The sequence below is a fragment of the Mycolicibacter engbaekii genome, assembly GCF_002101585.1.
GTDB classification, from domain to species: domain Bacteria; phylum Actinomycetota; class Actinomycetes; order Mycobacteriales; family Mycobacteriaceae; genus Mycobacterium; species Mycobacterium engbaekii.
This window is the reverse complement of sequence record NZ_LQOT01000024.1, coordinates 203,690-217,952: the sequence shown is the minus strand read 5'-3', so window position 1 is coordinate 217,952 and position 14,263 is coordinate 203,690. Positions and strand designations below refer to the sequence as shown.

General features: G+C 65.5%; 14 protein-coding genes. 8 read left to right on the top strand and 6 right to left on the bottom strand.

Annotation, left to right across the window (positions count from 1 at the left end):
• Positions 1-136: 136 nt before the first annotated feature.
• The 3 genes from AWC02_RS07150 to AWC02_RS07140 are packed head-to-tail and all read right to left on the bottom strand — an operon-like array spanning position 137 to position 3,398.
• Positions 137-982, bottom strand: coding sequence for a mycofactocin-coupled SDR family oxidoreductase (locus AWC02_RS07150; protein WP_109560900.1), 846 nt, complete (start codon positions 980-982; stop codon positions 137-139).
• A complete protein-coding gene (locus AWC02_RS07145; protein WP_085128070.1) occupies positions 979-1,776 on the bottom strand; it encodes a mycofactocin-coupled SDR family oxidoreductase in 798 nt (265 codons plus the stop codon). Before AWC02_RS07145 ends, AWC02_RS07150 begins: the two co-directional genes overlap by 4 nt.
• The gene (locus tag AWC02_RS07140) at positions 1,776-3,398 is read right to left on the bottom strand and encodes a flavin-containing monooxygenase (RefSeq protein WP_085128069.1); all 1,623 of its coding nucleotides are present in this window, start codon (positions 3,396-3,398) and stop codon (positions 1,776-1,778) included. Before AWC02_RS07140 ends, AWC02_RS07145 begins: the two co-directional genes overlap by 1 nt.
• Positions 3,399-3,518: 120 nt before the next feature.
• On the opposite strand from AWC02_RS07140, the gene AWC02_RS07135 reads away from it, so the two are divergent.
• From AWC02_RS07135 to AWC02_RS07115, 6 genes are all read left to right on the top strand, one after another.
• Positions 3,519-4,580, top strand: coding sequence for a ferredoxin--NADP reductase (locus AWC02_RS07135; protein ID WP_085128097.1), 1,062 nt, complete (start codon positions 3,519-3,521; stop codon positions 4,578-4,580).
• 75 nt (positions 4,581-4,655) lie between these two features.
• Complete coding sequence (locus AWC02_RS07130) at positions 4,656-5,837, top strand: acyl-CoA dehydrogenase family protein (protein WP_085128068.1); 1,182 nt, start codon at positions 4,656-4,658, stop codon at positions 5,835-5,837.
• Positions 5,838-5,847: 10 nt separating this feature from the next.
• Positions 5,848-6,756, top strand: a complete 909-nt coding sequence (gene bphC / locus AWC02_RS07125) for a biphenyl-2,3-diol 1,2-dioxygenase (RefSeq protein WP_085128067.1) — start codon at positions 5,848-5,850, stop codon at positions 6,754-6,756.
• A 97-nt stretch (positions 6,757-6,853) separates the two neighbouring features.
• On the top strand, positions 6,854-6,994 hold the full coding sequence (locus tag AWC02_RS21870; protein WP_165757860.1) for a hypothetical protein: 141 nt from the start codon (positions 6,854-6,856) through the stop codon (positions 6,992-6,994).
• Positions 6,995-7,206: 212 nt separating this feature from the next.
• A complete protein-coding gene (locus AWC02_RS07120; RefSeq protein WP_085128066.1) occupies positions 7,207-8,088 on the top strand; it encodes an IclR family transcriptional regulator in 882 nt (293 codons plus the stop codon).
• On the top strand, positions 8,085-9,032 hold the full coding sequence (locus AWC02_RS07115; protein WP_085128065.1) for an alpha/beta hydrolase: 948 nt from the start codon (positions 8,085-8,087) through the stop codon (positions 9,030-9,032). The genes AWC02_RS07120 and AWC02_RS07115 overlap by 4 nt, the downstream gene beginning before the upstream one ends.
• Here the strand turns inward: AWC02_RS07115 and AWC02_RS07110 are convergent.
• A complete protein-coding gene (locus tag AWC02_RS07110; RefSeq protein WP_085128064.1) occupies positions 9,022-10,260 on the bottom strand; it encodes an NADH:flavin oxidoreductase in 1,239 nt (412 codons plus the stop codon). The two genes, AWC02_RS07115 and AWC02_RS07110, sit on opposite strands and share 11 nt — an antisense overlap.
• A 101-nt stretch (positions 10,261-10,361) precedes the next feature.
• Between AWC02_RS07110 and AWC02_RS07105 the strand changes: the two genes are divergently transcribed.
• Positions 10,362-10,727, top strand: coding sequence for a hypothetical protein (locus AWC02_RS07105; protein ID WP_085128063.1), 366 nt, complete (start codon positions 10,362-10,364; stop codon positions 10,725-10,727).
• Positions 10,720-11,346: a Dabb family protein gene (locus AWC02_RS07100; protein WP_085128062.1), complete on the top strand. Its 627-nt coding sequence runs from the start codon at positions 10,720-10,722 to the stop codon at positions 11,344-11,346. Before AWC02_RS07105 ends, AWC02_RS07100 begins: the two co-directional genes overlap by 8 nt.
• Before the next feature lie 5 nt (positions 11,347-11,351).
• Here the strand turns inward: AWC02_RS07100 and AWC02_RS07095 are convergent, their stop codons facing one another.
• Positions 11,352-12,239, bottom strand: a complete 888-nt coding sequence (locus AWC02_RS07095; RefSeq protein ID WP_085128061.1) for an SDR family NAD(P)-dependent oxidoreductase — start codon at positions 12,237-12,239, stop codon at positions 11,352-11,354.
• Complete coding sequence (locus AWC02_RS07090) at positions 12,236-14,158, bottom strand: flavin-containing monooxygenase (RefSeq protein ID WP_085128060.1); 1,923 nt, start codon at positions 14,156-14,158, stop codon at positions 12,236-12,238. The genes AWC02_RS07095 and AWC02_RS07090 overlap by 4 nt, the downstream gene beginning before the upstream one ends.
• Between the last annotated feature and the right edge of the window lie 105 nt (positions 14,159-14,263).

Here is a 14,263-nt window from a genome sequence, read left to right as displayed (position 1 = left end):
CGCGACTGAGGCCTTGGCAGCCATGAACGCTCCTCTATTCGAAAACCAGCCGGACTGAACCCAGCCCGGAAAACTCGCTGCACTGTTTGCCGATCCGCCGGCGGACGGGACGCCATCGTCTGTTCACCGGAGGTCTTCATCTCCCCTGTCGCTGGGTGGCCCCGGCATCCACCGGAAGGGCGACGGCCGTGATGTAACGGGCCTCGTCAGACACCAGGAACAGAGACGCGTTGGCCACGTCCACCGGCTGCACCCACGGGACGTCGAGCATGTTCATCGCCTTGGCCGCGTCGGCGAACTCACTTCGCGTTGGCGGATGTTGCAGGTCGGGGCGAAAGGCGCACCGCACGGAGTCGTTCTGAATGAGCGGAGTGTCGACATTCGTCGGATGGATCGTGTTGACCCGAACGCGGTGCGGGGCCAGTTCATTGGCGAGACTGCGCATCAGCCCGACCACGCCGTGTTTGGCAGCGCTGTAATGGGCGACGCCCGCCAATCCTCGCAGGCCCGCGATGGAGCTCACCAGAACCATTGCACCGCCCCCGCGGGCGATCAGGTGAGGTGCGCTCACCTGACAGGTGTGGAATACCCCGGTGAGATTGACGTCCAGCATCGTGCGCCAGGTCTCTTCCGACAGTTCGACCGCAGGACCACGGGAGGTGATTCCCGCTGTGGCGCACACGATATCGAGTCCCCCGTGTTGACTGACCGCCTGGCCGACGGCTGCACACAGCGCCGCTTTGTCGCGTACATCGGCGACCGCCGATGTCATCCTGCCACCAACAGCGCCTACCTGCCGGGCGGTCTCCGCAAGATCGTCGAGAGTCGCGTGCGGTACCCGGACCGTATCCACCGGACCACACAGATCGACACCGATGATCTCAGCGCCCTCCTGAGCAAAGCGCACCGCCTGCGCGCGCCCGATTCCACGTGCCGCGCCGGTGATCAGCGCGACCTTTCCCGCCAGCCGAGGAATGCTCATGATTTCTGGGTCAATCCGGCATCGACCACCAGTTGGGCTCCGGTGATGTAGCGGGCGTTGTCGGAAGCCAGGAACACCGAGGCGTTGGCGACGTCGTGCGGCTGCACCCACGGCACACCCAGGAGATTGCGTGCCGCGAGAACTTTGATCGCGTCCGCTTCGGTCGGAATGTCGAGATCAGGGCAGAGTCGTCGGTAGGTCGCTTCGTTGCGGACCATGGGCGTGGCCACCGCTCCGGGGTGCACGGTGTTCACCCGGATCCCGCGCGGTCCCAGTTCGTTGGCGAGTGCGCGGGCCAGACCTACCGCGGCATGCTTGCTGGCAGTGTAGTGCGCCGTATCGCCAGGGCCGCGAATTCCGCTGGTGGAATTGATGATCACGATCGAGGCGCCCGGCAGCAGGTGTGGTGCGGCAGCCTTGACGGTATGCCACACGCCGGTGAGGTTGATGTCGAGCGCGTCCTGCCAGACCTCGCCGGGCAGTTCCCACACCGGAGCTCCGGGAGCGTGGACTCCGGCATTGGCGATCACGATGTCCAGGCCGCCCAGCGCTTTCACGCCCGCACCGACGGCGACCGACACCGAACAGAGATCCCGGACGTCGGCGATGGCGGTAAAGCATCTGCGGTCCTTGTCGGCCAGTACCGTCGCCATGGTCGACAGATCGTCTGCCGCGCTGGATCGGTCAATGGCGATGATGTCTGCACCGGCCTGCGCCAGCTGCTCACAGTGCGCACGCCCCGTACCGCGCGCAGCGCCGGTGACCACGGCGACTTTGCCGGCGAGGTTCGGCATCAGGATGCCTTGATCAGGGTGAACCCCTTGTACCCCGCGTCGGCGACCTCGGTGCAGATATCGAGGTAGGTGGCGAAGCCGCCGATGAAGAGCATGAACACGCGGGGCTTTCCGGGCACGTTGGCCCCCACATACCAAGAGTTCGCCTTGGGGAAGAGGGTGGCATCGGCCAGGCGATTGCATTCCGCAACCCAGGCGTCGACGGCACCGGGGGTGGCCTCGATCGCCGCGTAGCCATGCTGGTCCAGATAGGCGATGGCCGCGGAGATCCACTGGATGTGCGCCTCGGCGTGCAGCACCATATTGGCCAGCACTGCCGGTGCGCCGGGACCGGATACCAAGAACAGATTGGGAAATCCGTCGACACCGAGCCCGAGGTAGGTGCGAGGACCATGTGACCAATCATCGGCCAGCTTCTGACCGCCCCGACCGACGATATCGATCTTGGCCAGTGTGCCGGTCATGGCGTCGAAACCGGTCGCCAGGACGATGGCGTCGAGGTCGTAGTGCATCTCCGACGTCGCGATGCCCGATTCGTCGATCGCCTCGATCGGGGTCCTGCGAACACTGACCAATGTGACGTTGGGGCGATTGAAGGTTTGGAAATAGTTGGTGTCGGTGCAGATTCGCTTCGTGCCGATCGGATGGTCCTTGGGGATCAGCAGGTCGGCGACTTCGGGGTCATCGATCACGGCGCGAATCTTGCCTTCGTAGAACTTTCGGGCCTCCTCGTTGGCCTCGATGTCGATCATCTGGTCAGCGAAGGTCTTGGAGAACAACACCCCACCCAGCTGCCAGCGTTCCTCGAAGGCCGCACGACGCTCTTCGGGCGTGGCCTGCATGGTCAGCTTCGGATGTGGCACATGCGGCGACCCACCGCCACTGCGCCAGGACATCTGGCGCCGTTCGTCGTAGGTGGCCTTGGCGTGAGCGATCTCCTCGGCGGTCAACGGACGGTTGCCCGCGGGCACGCTGTAGTTCGGGCTGCGCTGGAAGACGACCAGCTGTGCGGCCTGCTCGGCGATGATCGGAATCGATTGCACACCAGAAGAACCGGTCCCGATGACGCCGACCCGCTTTCCGGTGAAATCCACGTCTTCGTGCGGCCAGTGCGCGGTGTGATAGATCTCGCCGCCGAAGGTCTGCAGCCCCGGGATGTCCGGAGTCAACGGTGAGGACAGCGGCCCGGTGGCCATCACCACGAAGCGCGCGTCGACGGTTTCTCCGGTGTCGGTCGCGATCGTCCATCGCATCGTGTCCTCGTCGAGAACAGCCGATACCACCCTGGCGTTGAAGGTGATCCCCTGCCGCAGATCCAGCTTGTCGGCGACCCAGTTGATGTAGTCGAGGATCTCGGACTGGGTGGCGTACTTCTCTGTCCAGGTCCACTCCTGCTGCAGCTCGTCGGAGAACGAGTAGCAGTAGTCCAGGCTCTCGACGTCGCAGCGCGCTCCCGGATACCGATTGAAGTACCAGGTTCCGCCGACCTCGGGTGCCGCTTCGAAGACGCGCACCGACAGCCCCTGTTGCCGGAACTTGTGCAGGGCATACAGGCCACCGAACCCGGCACCCACCACGATGACGTCGACATTGCTTTCGGTCGCGCTGTTCACGGCGGCCACCGTAGGCAGTCACCGAGCGTTCCGGCGCCGACACTTCCCGGTCAACGGGCATCGGGAAATTTCTCCCGGCCACCGGTGAGGCATCCGGCGGAAGTCGCGCGCTCCCTCACAATGTCGGCCATGACCGATGCAGAATCTGCCGAACGAGCCGGGGGCGGCACACGCGGCGTAGCACTGACCGTCACAGCCGTCATCGAGGAGAGCCACGACGCGAAGTCGGTGGTGCTGGCGATTCCCGACGAGCACCGCGCCCGATTCGACTACCGGCCGGGACAGTTCCTGACGATGCGCGTACCAAGCGACCTGACCGGGTCGGCCGCCCGCTGCTACTCGCTGGCAAGTTCTCCGCACACCGATGATGCGCACAAGGTCACCGTCAAGCGGACGAACGGCGGCTATGTGTCGAACTGGCTGTGCGACAACGTTTCCGTTGGCGACACGATCGATGCCCTCCCGCCGTCAGGGCAGTTCACACCCGCGGACCTGGACGCGGACTTTCTGTTATGGGCAGCAGGCAGCGGGGTCACGCCGGTGATGTCGATTCTCAAGTCGGCGCTGGCTGCGGGCACCGGACGGGTGGTGCTGTGCTACGCCAACCGTGACGAGCGTTCGGTCATCTTCGCCGCCGAGTTGCGAGACCTGGCCGCGCGGTACGCTGGTCGGCTCACAGTTCTGCACTGGCTCGAGTCGATCCAGGGTCTGCCTACGCGCGCCCAGTTGGGCGGCTTCGCCCGGTTGTTCACCAGCTACCAGTCCTTCGTATGCGGCCCCGAGCCGTTTATGGCTGCGGTGAAAGAGGCGTTGGGCGAGGCCGGCGTGCCACGCGGCAACATCCACCTCGAAGTGTTCCAGTCGCTCACCGGTGATCCCTTTGCCGAAGTCCCGATCGAAAACATCGCCGGCGACTCGGAGGCGGCCGACGCGGAGGTCAGCATCGACGGGCAGACCCATCACCTCTGCTGGCCCAAGTCCCGCAACCTGGTTGACGTGATGCTCACCCAGGGGATTGACGTTCCGTTCTCCTGCCGGGAGGGCAACTGCGGCTCGTGTGCGGCAACGGTGCTCGACGGGCAGGTCGATTTGGGCAATGCCGCGATCCTCGAACCAGAAGACATCGCCGAGGGGTTGTTCCTGGCCTGCCAGGCACGCCCGCTGTCGAGCAGGCTGACAGTCGAGTTTTGATGTCGACGCCTGAATGTCGTCCGCTCACCGGGACGAGGCCGGCAACCGCGGACTCGCCGCGTCCACCATCGTGCCATGACTAAACGGGTGATCGACCGCGTCGCGGAGCTGGCCGACCAGCTGCGCGGGCAAGCCGAAGAAGCCGAGAAGATCGGCAAGCTGACCGACAACACAGTCAAGTCGATGAAGGAGATCGGCAGCATTCGGCTGTTGCAGTCGAAGAAGCACGGCGGGCTGGAGGTGCACCCACGTGAGTTCGCCGAAACGGTGATGGCGACCGCCGCGCTGGATCCGTCCGCGGGGTGGATCAACGGTGTGGTCGGCGTTCACCCCTACCAGCTCGCCTACGCCGATCCTCGCGTCGGCGACGAGATCTGGGCCGACGACGTCGACACCTGGGTGGCTTCGCCCTACGCTCCACAAGGTGTCGCCAGGCCGGTTGACGGTGGTTACCTCTTCAACGGCCGTTGGCAGTTCAGTTCCGGCACCGACCACTGTGACTGGATCATTCTGGGCGCCATGATCGGTGATTCCGAGGGCAAGCCGTTGATGCCCCCGCAGATGCTGCACATGATCCTGCCGCGCAAGGACTACCAGATCGTCGAGGATTCCTGGGACGTCGTGGGATTGCGAGGCACCGGCTCCAAGGACGTCATCGTCTCCGATGCCTTCGTGCCGACCTACCGCACGATGAACGCACTGGAAGTAATGGACGGCACCGCCCAACGCGAGGCCGGGATGACCGAGCCGCTCTATTTGATGCCGTGGTCGACGATGTTCCCGCTCGGCATCTCTTCGGCGACGATCGGCATCGCCGAGGGTGCGTTGGCCGCCGCGCTGGACTACCAGCGCTCGCGGGTCAACTCCAGCGGTGTGGCGATCAAAGACGACCCCTACGTGATGTTCGCGATCGGCGAAGCCGCCGCCGACATCAACGCCGCTCGCCAGGAACTCCTGGCCAACGCCGACCGGATCTATGACATGGTCGACGCCGGCAAGGAGGTCTCGTTCGAGGATCGAGCGGCCGGGCGCCGCACGCAGATTCGCGCGGTATGGCGTGCCGTCTCCGCGGTCGACGAACTGTTCGCCCGGTGTGGCGGCAACGCGACGCGGATGGACAAGCCACTGCAGCGATACTGGCGTGACGTTCACGTCGGACAGGTGCATGCCATCCACGCCCCGGGAACGGTCTATCACGCCTCGGCGCTGAGCTCGCTCGGCGTGGACCCGCAGGGCCCCCTGCGGGCGATGATCTAGGGGCCGACCTGTGAGCCCGATCAAGAGCCTCGGTTACGTGACGGTACAAGCCACCGACATCGAGAAGTGGCGCCACTTCGCCTTCGGCGTGCTGGGTTTCGCCCAGGGCAGCGGACCCGATCCGGATTCGCTGTACCTGCGGATGGACGAACGCGCCGCCCGGGTCGTAGTGTCCCCGGGCGAAACCGACAAGATCGTGACCGTCGGCTGGGAAGTGCGTGACCATGCAGAACTGCAGACGCTCGCGCAGACGCTCGAGGCCGCCGGCGTCCCGTACAGGCAACTGTCACTGGCCGAAGCAGACGCCCGCCGTGTCGAAGCGGTCATCGCATTCGAAGACCCGGCCGGCACTTCGCTGGAAGTCTTTCACGGACCGGTACTCGATCACAGCCCGATCATCACGCCGTTCGGCGCACGATTCGTGACGGGCGACCAGGGCCTCGGACATGTGGTGCTGCCCGCCCTCGACGTCGAGGGCTCAGCTCAGTTCTACACCGAGGTTTTGGGGTTCCGGTCACGCGGCGCCTTCCGGGTGCCCGTCCCGCCGGAGTTCGGACCGGTACGCGTGCGCTTCCTCGGTGTCAACGAGCGTCATCACAGCCTGGCGCTGTGCCCCGCAGCGACGCTGCGCGATCCCGGGCTGATCCACCTCATGGTCGAAGTCGACAGCCTCGACAGCGTCGGCCAGGCGCTTGACCGCGTCGCCAAGGACGGCTTCCAGCTGTCTTCCACACTGGGTCGGCACACCAACGACAAGATGGTGTCGTTCTACGTCCGTGCACCCGGGGATTGGGACATCGAGTTCGGCACCGACGGCATGCGGGTCGACGACAACTACTACACCGCCGAAGAAATCACGGCAGACAGCTACTGGGGACACCAGTGGGTGGACGACCTGCCTGCGGCGATGCGCCCCTGACCCCTGACTTCACTCCCCGGCCGGCCATCGACGTGGCCCGCTGAGACGGCAACGTCGACGTCACCGACGCAGGCCCGGCGCGACCAGCGCCGGCTTCATGGCCCACATGGACGCCGCCGACGTGCCCACATTCATCGATCCGGAGCACTGGGGCGTCGACAACATCGCCGACCTGGAATCTCTGTTGAGGACAGCTGCTTCGACCGGCCCGGCGGGGTTCGGTGCGGGTTGCGCCTGACCAAAGCCGCGCCAGCTACACGTTTGCCGGTGCGCACCTAAGTCCAGCCCCGGCCCGTCAATCGGGATTGCTGGCTGGGCCCCTGGCGTAGCGGATCGCGGGTGTGCGGGCGCACCAATTCAGCCGGAAGTGTGACAGCAGCAACACCGATGTGGTAGGTATATGACCATTAGTCATATGCCTATTAGGACTATGTCCGGGAGGATCTCTCAATGCCCGCGTCAGCCGCATTGCCCATGACCGCCGCCAAGGATGCGCCGAACGAAACCCCCAGCGCCGTCATCGACCGGGTATCCCTGGTCCTCGACGCGTTCGACGGGCCCGGCCGCCTGACTCTGGCGCAGATCGTGCGCCGGACCGGGCTTCCCCGATCGTCGGCGCATCGCATGCTCGAGCGTCTGGTTCAGCTGCGCTGGCTGCGCCGCAGCGGCCGGGACTACGAACTGGGCATGCGCCTGGTCGAACTGGGATCCCTGGCGGTACACCAGGACCGCCTGCACAAGGCCGCGCTCCGCAAACTGCACGAACTTCACGCCGCGACCGGCCTGGTGGTTCACCTCGCCGTCCTCGACGGACCCGACGTGGTCTACATGGACAAGGTCGGCGACCGCATGGCGGCGGCAATTCCGACCCGTGTCGGTGGCCGCCAATTGGCGCACTGCACAGCAGTGGGGAAGGCGATGCTGGCGTTTGCCGACGAGGGCGACATCGACGCCTTGAGCTCCGCGCCGCTGCACCGTCGGACCAAGTATTCGATCTCCACGCACGCCCAACTCCGCAACGAACTGCTCAAAGTCCGCTCTCACGGCTTCGCGTTCGACCGGGAAGAGTCGCTGCCCGGCTTCGGCTGCGTCGCCGCCCCCATCGGCGACCCGGGCGAGGCGGTCGCCGCCATCTCGGTCTGCGGGCCGATGAACCGGATAAAGCTGGACCAGCGGTTGGTCGCTCCGGTGCGCATCGCCGCGATGGGCATCTGGCAGGCGGTCGACTGCGGGGCCGTTCGAGTGTCTCCCACCCTGCAGCAGATGCGGCCGCTGCGCGGCGGTCCGACCGCGCGATCGGCGGCCGGCGCCGGGACCCTGCACCTCGCATGATCCTGGATTCGCAGATCGCACGGATCATCGAAGTGCTCAACGCGGGGTTCCCGCCGGTGCACACGATGACCGGCGCCGAGGCCCGAGCCGTCATCCGCTCACGATTCACTCCGGTGGCCGATCCCCGACCGGTGGCGCAGGTAGCTGACCGAACCATCGCCGGACCGGAAGGTCCGATCGACGTCCGGATCTACCGCCCGCGCGCCGCAGACACCGACGCGGTCCCGACTCTGGTGTGGGCTCATGGCGGCGGGTGGGTGTTCTGCGACTTGGACAGCCATGACGACCTATGCCGTGACTTTGCGAATCAGATTCCTGCCGTGGTGGTTTCCGTGCACTACCGGCGTGCGCCCGAAGAAGGACGGTGGCCCGCCGCGGCCGAGGACGTGTATGCGGCCACCGTTTGGGCGGCAGAGCACATCACCGAACTCGGCGGCGACCCGAACAGGCTGCTGGTCGGCGGCGACAGCGCCGGGGGCAACCTTGCCGCCGTCACCGCTTTGATGGCACGCGACCGCGGCCAGCCGCTGCTGAGCGGTCAACTGCTGCTGTACCCGGTCATCGCTGCCGACTTCGACACGCCCTCCTACCGTCAGTTCGGCCGCGGCTACTACAACCCGAAGCCCGCATTGCAGTGGTACTGGGATCAATACGTGCCCACCGTCGCCGATCGGTCCAACCCCTATGCGTCTCCCCTACAGTCCACGGACCTGTCCGGACTGCCGCCGGCGGTCGTGGTGATAGCGGGCCATGACCCGCTACGCGACGAGGGACGCGCCTACTGCGAGGCGCTGCGCGGCGCGGATGTTCCCACCGTGGTGCGCTACTTCGAAGGCGGCGTGCACGGCTTCATGACCATGCCCAGCCTCGACATCTGCCACCGGGCCCGAGCCCAGGCGTGCGCATCACTGATCGAGCTCCTGGGCCCGTCCGTCACGACGTAACCGACGGGTCTTCGGACGGCACGCTCATGGGCACCGCTTGGCCGTAGCGCTGTTGCGGATCGAGGACGCAGTGTGTGCGCGTGAAAACGGTCACCATGCACTTGTTGTTGTGGTCGCAGCGGCTGCGCACCTTTGGATCGCCGATCATCTTGTTGACCAGATCCGGTTCCCGTAGCAGTGCCCTGCCCATCGCCATGAAGTCGAAACCCTCACGCATGCCGGTCTCCAGATGGTCACGGTTGGTGATGCCACCGAGAAGAATCAGCTTGGTGTTACCCATGATCGGCACGAACTGACGTGCTGCGGGCAGCATGTAAAGGTCTTCATAGGGATAGTCGCCCATCGCCCACTTGCCCATCACACGTACGCCGGGGCGCAGCGCAGGTGGCATCACCCGGGCGAACTCGCGCACCGGCACGTCACCGCGAAACAGGTACATCGGTTTGAACACCGATGAGCCCTGGGTCAATTCGATGGCATCCAGTGTCCGATCGGCGTCCAGAAGCTGTGCTGTGCGCAGCGCCTCGTCGATCCAGATGCTGCCGGGCAACCCGTCGTCCATGTCCAACTTCGCGATGACGGCGATCCGCTCGCCGACGACCTCGCGGACGCGACGCGCGATCTCCCGCACGAACCGCGACCGGTTGTCGATATCGCCCCCGTACTCGTCCTTGCGCCGGTTGATCAGGGGCGAAAGAAACGAGCTGGGCAGGTACAGGTGGCCGAAATGCAGCTCGACGGCGTCGAAGCCTGCATCGACTGCCACCTGCGCCGCAGCGCCGAACTGATCTATGACGGCGACGATCTCATCGCGCCGTATCTCCCGGCAATAGGCGAATGAGGTGGGATTGACAAAGCGGCTCGGCGCGACTGCGGTGACGCCGGTCAGCTTCTTCTGAGCGACCACACCGGCATGGCCGAGTTGAGCGGAGATGGCGGCGCCCGCCTCATGCACCGCGTCGGTGAGCTTCTTGAGGCCCGGCAGAGCCTTGGCGTCCATCACGATCTGCCCCGGCGCGCTGGCCCCCTGCTTGGACACGCAGCAGTAGGCGACCGTGGTCATGCCAACCCCACCGGTGGCAAAGCTCAGGTGGAAATCGATCAGATCGTCGGTGACCAACCCGTCGGGTGAACGGCCTTCGGATGTCGCGGCCTTGATGACGCGATTGCGCAATCGGACCGGGCCGAGCTGAGCCGGGGCGAACGGATTCGGGCTGAGATCGTTCATCGCCCAACCGTCCTCGCTGCCGAGGGCGTCCGTCAACGCCTGTCTCCCGATGTCCGGGACTGCAGCCGGTCTCACGACTGGCCCGCCCCTAGCCTGGTCGCATGGCTGACGGTGAAGTCTTCGTCATCGACCGGGTGCTGACCAAACCGGGGCAGGCGCGAACGTTCGTCGATCGCTACCTCGCCGAGTACGCGCCCGGGGCCACGCATCGCGGGATGACACTGCGAAGTGTGCTGGTCAGTCCGCCCATCTGGTTCGACGACGAGTCGAACACCGTCACGATCACGTGGGCGTTGCCCGGCCCGCTGGCCTGGTGGCAGATGACCTGGCAGGGCCGCAATGATCCGCAGCTGGGTCAATGGTGGTCGGAGATCGATGAATTGGTGGCCGAGCGCACCCGCTCGGTTGCGGCCGCGGCACCCGATGTCGACACGCTGTGTGCGCTCGAGAAAGAAGCCGATGTTTAACGTCACCAGACTCCTCGACGTCGAGCCGGGCGAACTCGACCGGGTGCTGGCCGGCCTGCGAGCGTTGGCCGAACACAGCGGGGCCTTGCGTTGGGTCATCGAACCCACCGAGCCCGGCTCGCGAAACGGTGGCGACATCGTGGTGCACCTGCGCTTCACCGAAGAGCAGGTATGGCGCAGGGTCGAGTCGCGGCTTGCCGCGGCGCTGGAGGATGCCGCGATCACGCGAGTCAACGGCGCCACGTACCGAGGCGGCCCGACCAGAACGGGCCGGACCGGTGCGGTCTATCGGACCCTCCTGCTGAAAGTACAGCCGGAGACACCACCGCAGACCGTGGCCCGATTCGAGGCGGAGCTGAAGTCGATGGCCGACTATGTCAGCACCATCTGCGCATGGCAGCTGAGCACAGTGAGTGAGGCGACGGGCACCACCGCCTGGACGCATGTGTTCGAGCAGGAGTTCACCGATGTGGCCGGGCTGGTGGGCCCGTATCTGATGCACCCGATCCACTGGGCGGTGGTGGACCGCTGGTTCGATCCTGAGACCACCGACGTGATCGTTCGCGAGCGCGTCTGCCACAGCTTCTGCACAACAGACCGTGGCGTCCTACAGCCGTGACGGCATCACAGCCCGGCGGGCAGGATGTTCGGATTGGCGGTCTGCGGAGGTTCCAGGGGCGGAAGCACCGTTGCCCCATCGAGGCTGTGCACTGCCAGCTTCTGCGACCACGGGTAGTGCAGGCTGAAGGCCACCAGTCCGGTGCGCTCCGCCGCCGGAAGGTGGCACATCGCCAAGACCGTCTCGGCCAGGTACTCCACCGGCTCGGTGGGAAACGAATCAGGTATCAAGGCGGCCGCACCGGGGGTGCGCACGGCGCTTGACGGTCCGACGGCGTTGACGGAGATGTTGGAGTCCAGCAATTCGGCTGCCACCCCCTGGGTGAATCGGTGCAAGGCGGACTTCATCGACGCGTACACGACGTCACCGGCTGACTTGTTGTATTCGCGGTAGGGCCGGGCCGGGGCAAGCCCGGTGACAGAGCCGATGTTCACGATCCAACCCGCGCCCTGTCGCCGCATGTGCGGGATGGCCGCCTGGGTCAGCGCGAACGGCGTGCGCAGGTAGTGTTCGACAGTGCGGTCGAAGGTATCCATCGACATGTTCTCGACCACGTCGTAGTCGGCATATCCGGCGTTGTTGACCAAGATGTCGATTCGACCGGTTCGCTCGACCACCTTGTCGACCAACCCGGCTCGCTGCTGTCGATCCTCCAAGTCCGCGGCAATGCCAAATGCCGTACCGCCGGCCGCCTCTATGAGCGCGACGGTCTCGTTGATCGTGCCCGGCAAGGCCTCGGTCTGACCCGCGCGTGTCGACAGCGAAGTCTGATGGGAGCGCGCGGTCACCGCGACCGTCGCCCCTTCCGCGGCCAGCCGCTGCGCGATCGCCCGTCCGATCCCGCGACTGCTGCCGGTCACCAATGCTGTTCTTCCACTGAGCAGTCGCGTCATCGAAGGATGAGGTCTTCCTCGATCGGCGCACGGTGACTCTGCCACACATCGATCAGCCGGAACGGGAACGCGGTGACGATCCGCCCACCGCCGGAGCGATAGTAGGTGTGCGCGGTGGGTGTGTGGCACCAGACGGTGTCTGCCATCGCTTGGTCGATCTGTCCGACGTAGCTGGTGAACGCCTCCGGCGTCACCTCAATGGTCGCGACGCCGCGCAACGCCATGAGCTGCAGGCATTCCATCACGTAGTGGACCATCACCTCCACGCCGAAGTTATGTCCGGCGCCATGACCCGGACTGTAGTTGGGTGCCGACGAGATGAACAGGTTGGGGAAACCGGGCACCATGCCACCCCGGTATGCGCTCGGACTGTCGCCCCAGACCTCACTGAGCCTGATGCCGTCGCGGCCCCGGATATCCACTGTCGACAAGAAGTCCAGGTGGTAGCCGGTGGCGTAGACGATGACGTCCAGGTCTATCTGTCGACCGTCTTGAGTGACGATTCCGCGCTCGTTGACCCGAGCCGGCTCACTGGCCTCCACATCGACATGCGACTTGGTCAACGCTTGGTAGTAGCCACCGGGGTCGCGGATGATGCGTTTGCCGTACGGCGCAAAGTCGGGGGTGACCTTCTTCGCCAGCTCCGACCCGGCGCCGAAGACCCGATCGATGTAATCCAGGCACATCTGCAGCAGCCGGTCGTTGGCCGGTGAGATCGACAGGTGGTCTGCCGCCCACTCGGGGTCCCGCACGATGACCGGATAGTTGTTGTCAGCGGTTCCCCAGAACGACTTGAGGCGAGTCCAATTGGCGTAGAACGGGATATTCGTGTTGAGCCACCTGCGGTATTCGGGCACGTCATCGGTCAGGCGCTTGCGGGGCGCCACCCAATGCGGCTGCCGCTGGAACACCGTCAGATGCTCAACGTCGCCGACGCAGGCATCGACGATCTGTACCGCGGTACAGCCCGCCCCGATGATCGCCACCTTCTTGCCGCGCAGGTCAAGGTTCGGGTCCCATTCGGCGGAATGGATGCTCACGCCGGCGAAGGAGGCTGCCCCGTCGATGTCGGGCAGTCGCGGACGGTTGAGGTAACCGGCCGCTGGGATCACCACGTTGGCATAACTGATATCCCGACCGCCGTCGGGACCGACAGTGTGCACCTGCCACTTGCTGAGCTGCTCGTCCCACCACAGCGCCTCGACCTCGGTGCTGAACCTGGTATGGCTGCGCAGATCGTTGTCCGTGGCGACCGATTCCAGATACTTCTGATACTCAGCGCCTTGCGGGTAGTAGCTCGACCACCCTGCGTTGATGTCACGCGACAGCGAGTAGTAGGCCGACGGAGTGTCGACACCGATCCCCGGGTAAACGGTGGTGTACCAGGTTCCGCCCACCTCGTCGTTGCGGTCGATGATCTCGTATTCGATTCCTGCGGCGGCGCATTCCAGGGCAGCGGCCATGCCGGCGATTCCGGCGCCGACAATGACGACGTTGAACTCCTTCGGGAGCTCAGCGGTACGCGGCAACACCGGCTGCGACGGGTGAAACCCGCCCTGCTCCAACAACAGCCCCACATACTCCGCACCCACCTCGGTGCCCAGTGCCAGTGGCGCGATCCGGGCAAAAAGTCCGGGATCATCGCTGGGCAGCACGCCGGCACGGCGCGGTCGGCTCAGTGCTCCGATCACCGACTCCACCAGCTCTTCGCGGGTCTCGGGGTCGGTGACACCGACCTGCTCCGGGGGGTCGGGCTCGAACGAGATCTTGTCGGCGAACCGTTCGACCACGGCGGGATCTCCGGTCAGTTGCGCCAGTACCGCAACCAGGACTCCGGCGTCGGCTTGGCCCAGATATTCGCGCATTTCGCCGGGATCCGAACCCCCGTGGTCGGCTGATACGGTCGCGTCCGTCGTCATCGAACCTCCTTGCTCGAAGCCTGAGTATGTGTTCGCCCGCTGCTGTCCGCCCACGTCCTGTCTACTCAGCGGGACGTGGCTTGGCGGGGGCCCACCCGCCGGCCC

Bases quoted from the DNA above. Each gene is read 5' to 3' on its own strand.
- AWC02_RS07150 (WP_109560900.1), bottom strand. From the start codon at position 982: ATGAGCATTCCTCGGCTGGCGGGAAAGGTCGCGCTGATCACCGGCGCG.
- AWC02_RS07145 (WP_085128070.1), bottom strand. From the start codon at position 1,776: ATGCCGAACCTCGCCGGCAAAGTCGCCGTGGTCACCGGCGCTGCGCGC.
- AWC02_RS07135 (WP_085128097.1), top strand. From the start codon at position 3,519: ATGACCGATGCAGAATCTGCCGAACGAGCCGGGGGCGGCACACGCGGC.
- AWC02_RS07130 (WP_085128068.1), top strand. From the start codon at position 4,656: ATGACTAAACGGGTGATCGACCGCGTCGCGGAGCTGGCCGACCAGCTG.
- AWC02_RS21870 (WP_165757860.1), top strand. From the start codon at position 6,854: ATGGCCCACATGGACGCCGCCGACGTGCCCACATTCATCGATCCGGAG.
- AWC02_RS07120 (WP_085128066.1), top strand. From the start codon at position 7,207: ATGCCCGCGTCAGCCGCATTGCCCATGACCGCCGCCAAGGATGCGCCG.
- AWC02_RS07115 (WP_085128065.1), top strand. From the start codon at position 8,085: ATGATCCTGGATTCGCAGATCGCACGGATCATCGAAGTGCTCAACGCG.
- AWC02_RS07110 (WP_085128064.1), bottom strand. From the start codon at position 10,260: ATGAACGATCTCAGCCCGAATCCGTTCGCCCCGGCTCAGCTCGGCCCG.
- AWC02_RS07105 (WP_085128063.1), top strand. From the start codon at position 10,362: ATGGCTGACGGTGAAGTCTTCGTCATCGACCGGGTGCTGACCAAACCG.
- AWC02_RS07100 (WP_085128062.1), top strand. From the start codon at position 10,720: ATGTTTAACGTCACCAGACTCCTCGACGTCGAGCCGGGCGAACTCGAC.
- AWC02_RS07095 (WP_085128061.1), bottom strand. From the start codon at position 12,239: ATGACGCGACTGCTCAGTGGAAGAACAGCATTGGTGACCGGCAGCAGT.
- AWC02_RS07090 (WP_085128060.1), bottom strand. From the start codon at position 14,158: ATGACGACGGACGCGACCGTATCAGCCGACCACGGGGGTTCGGATCCC.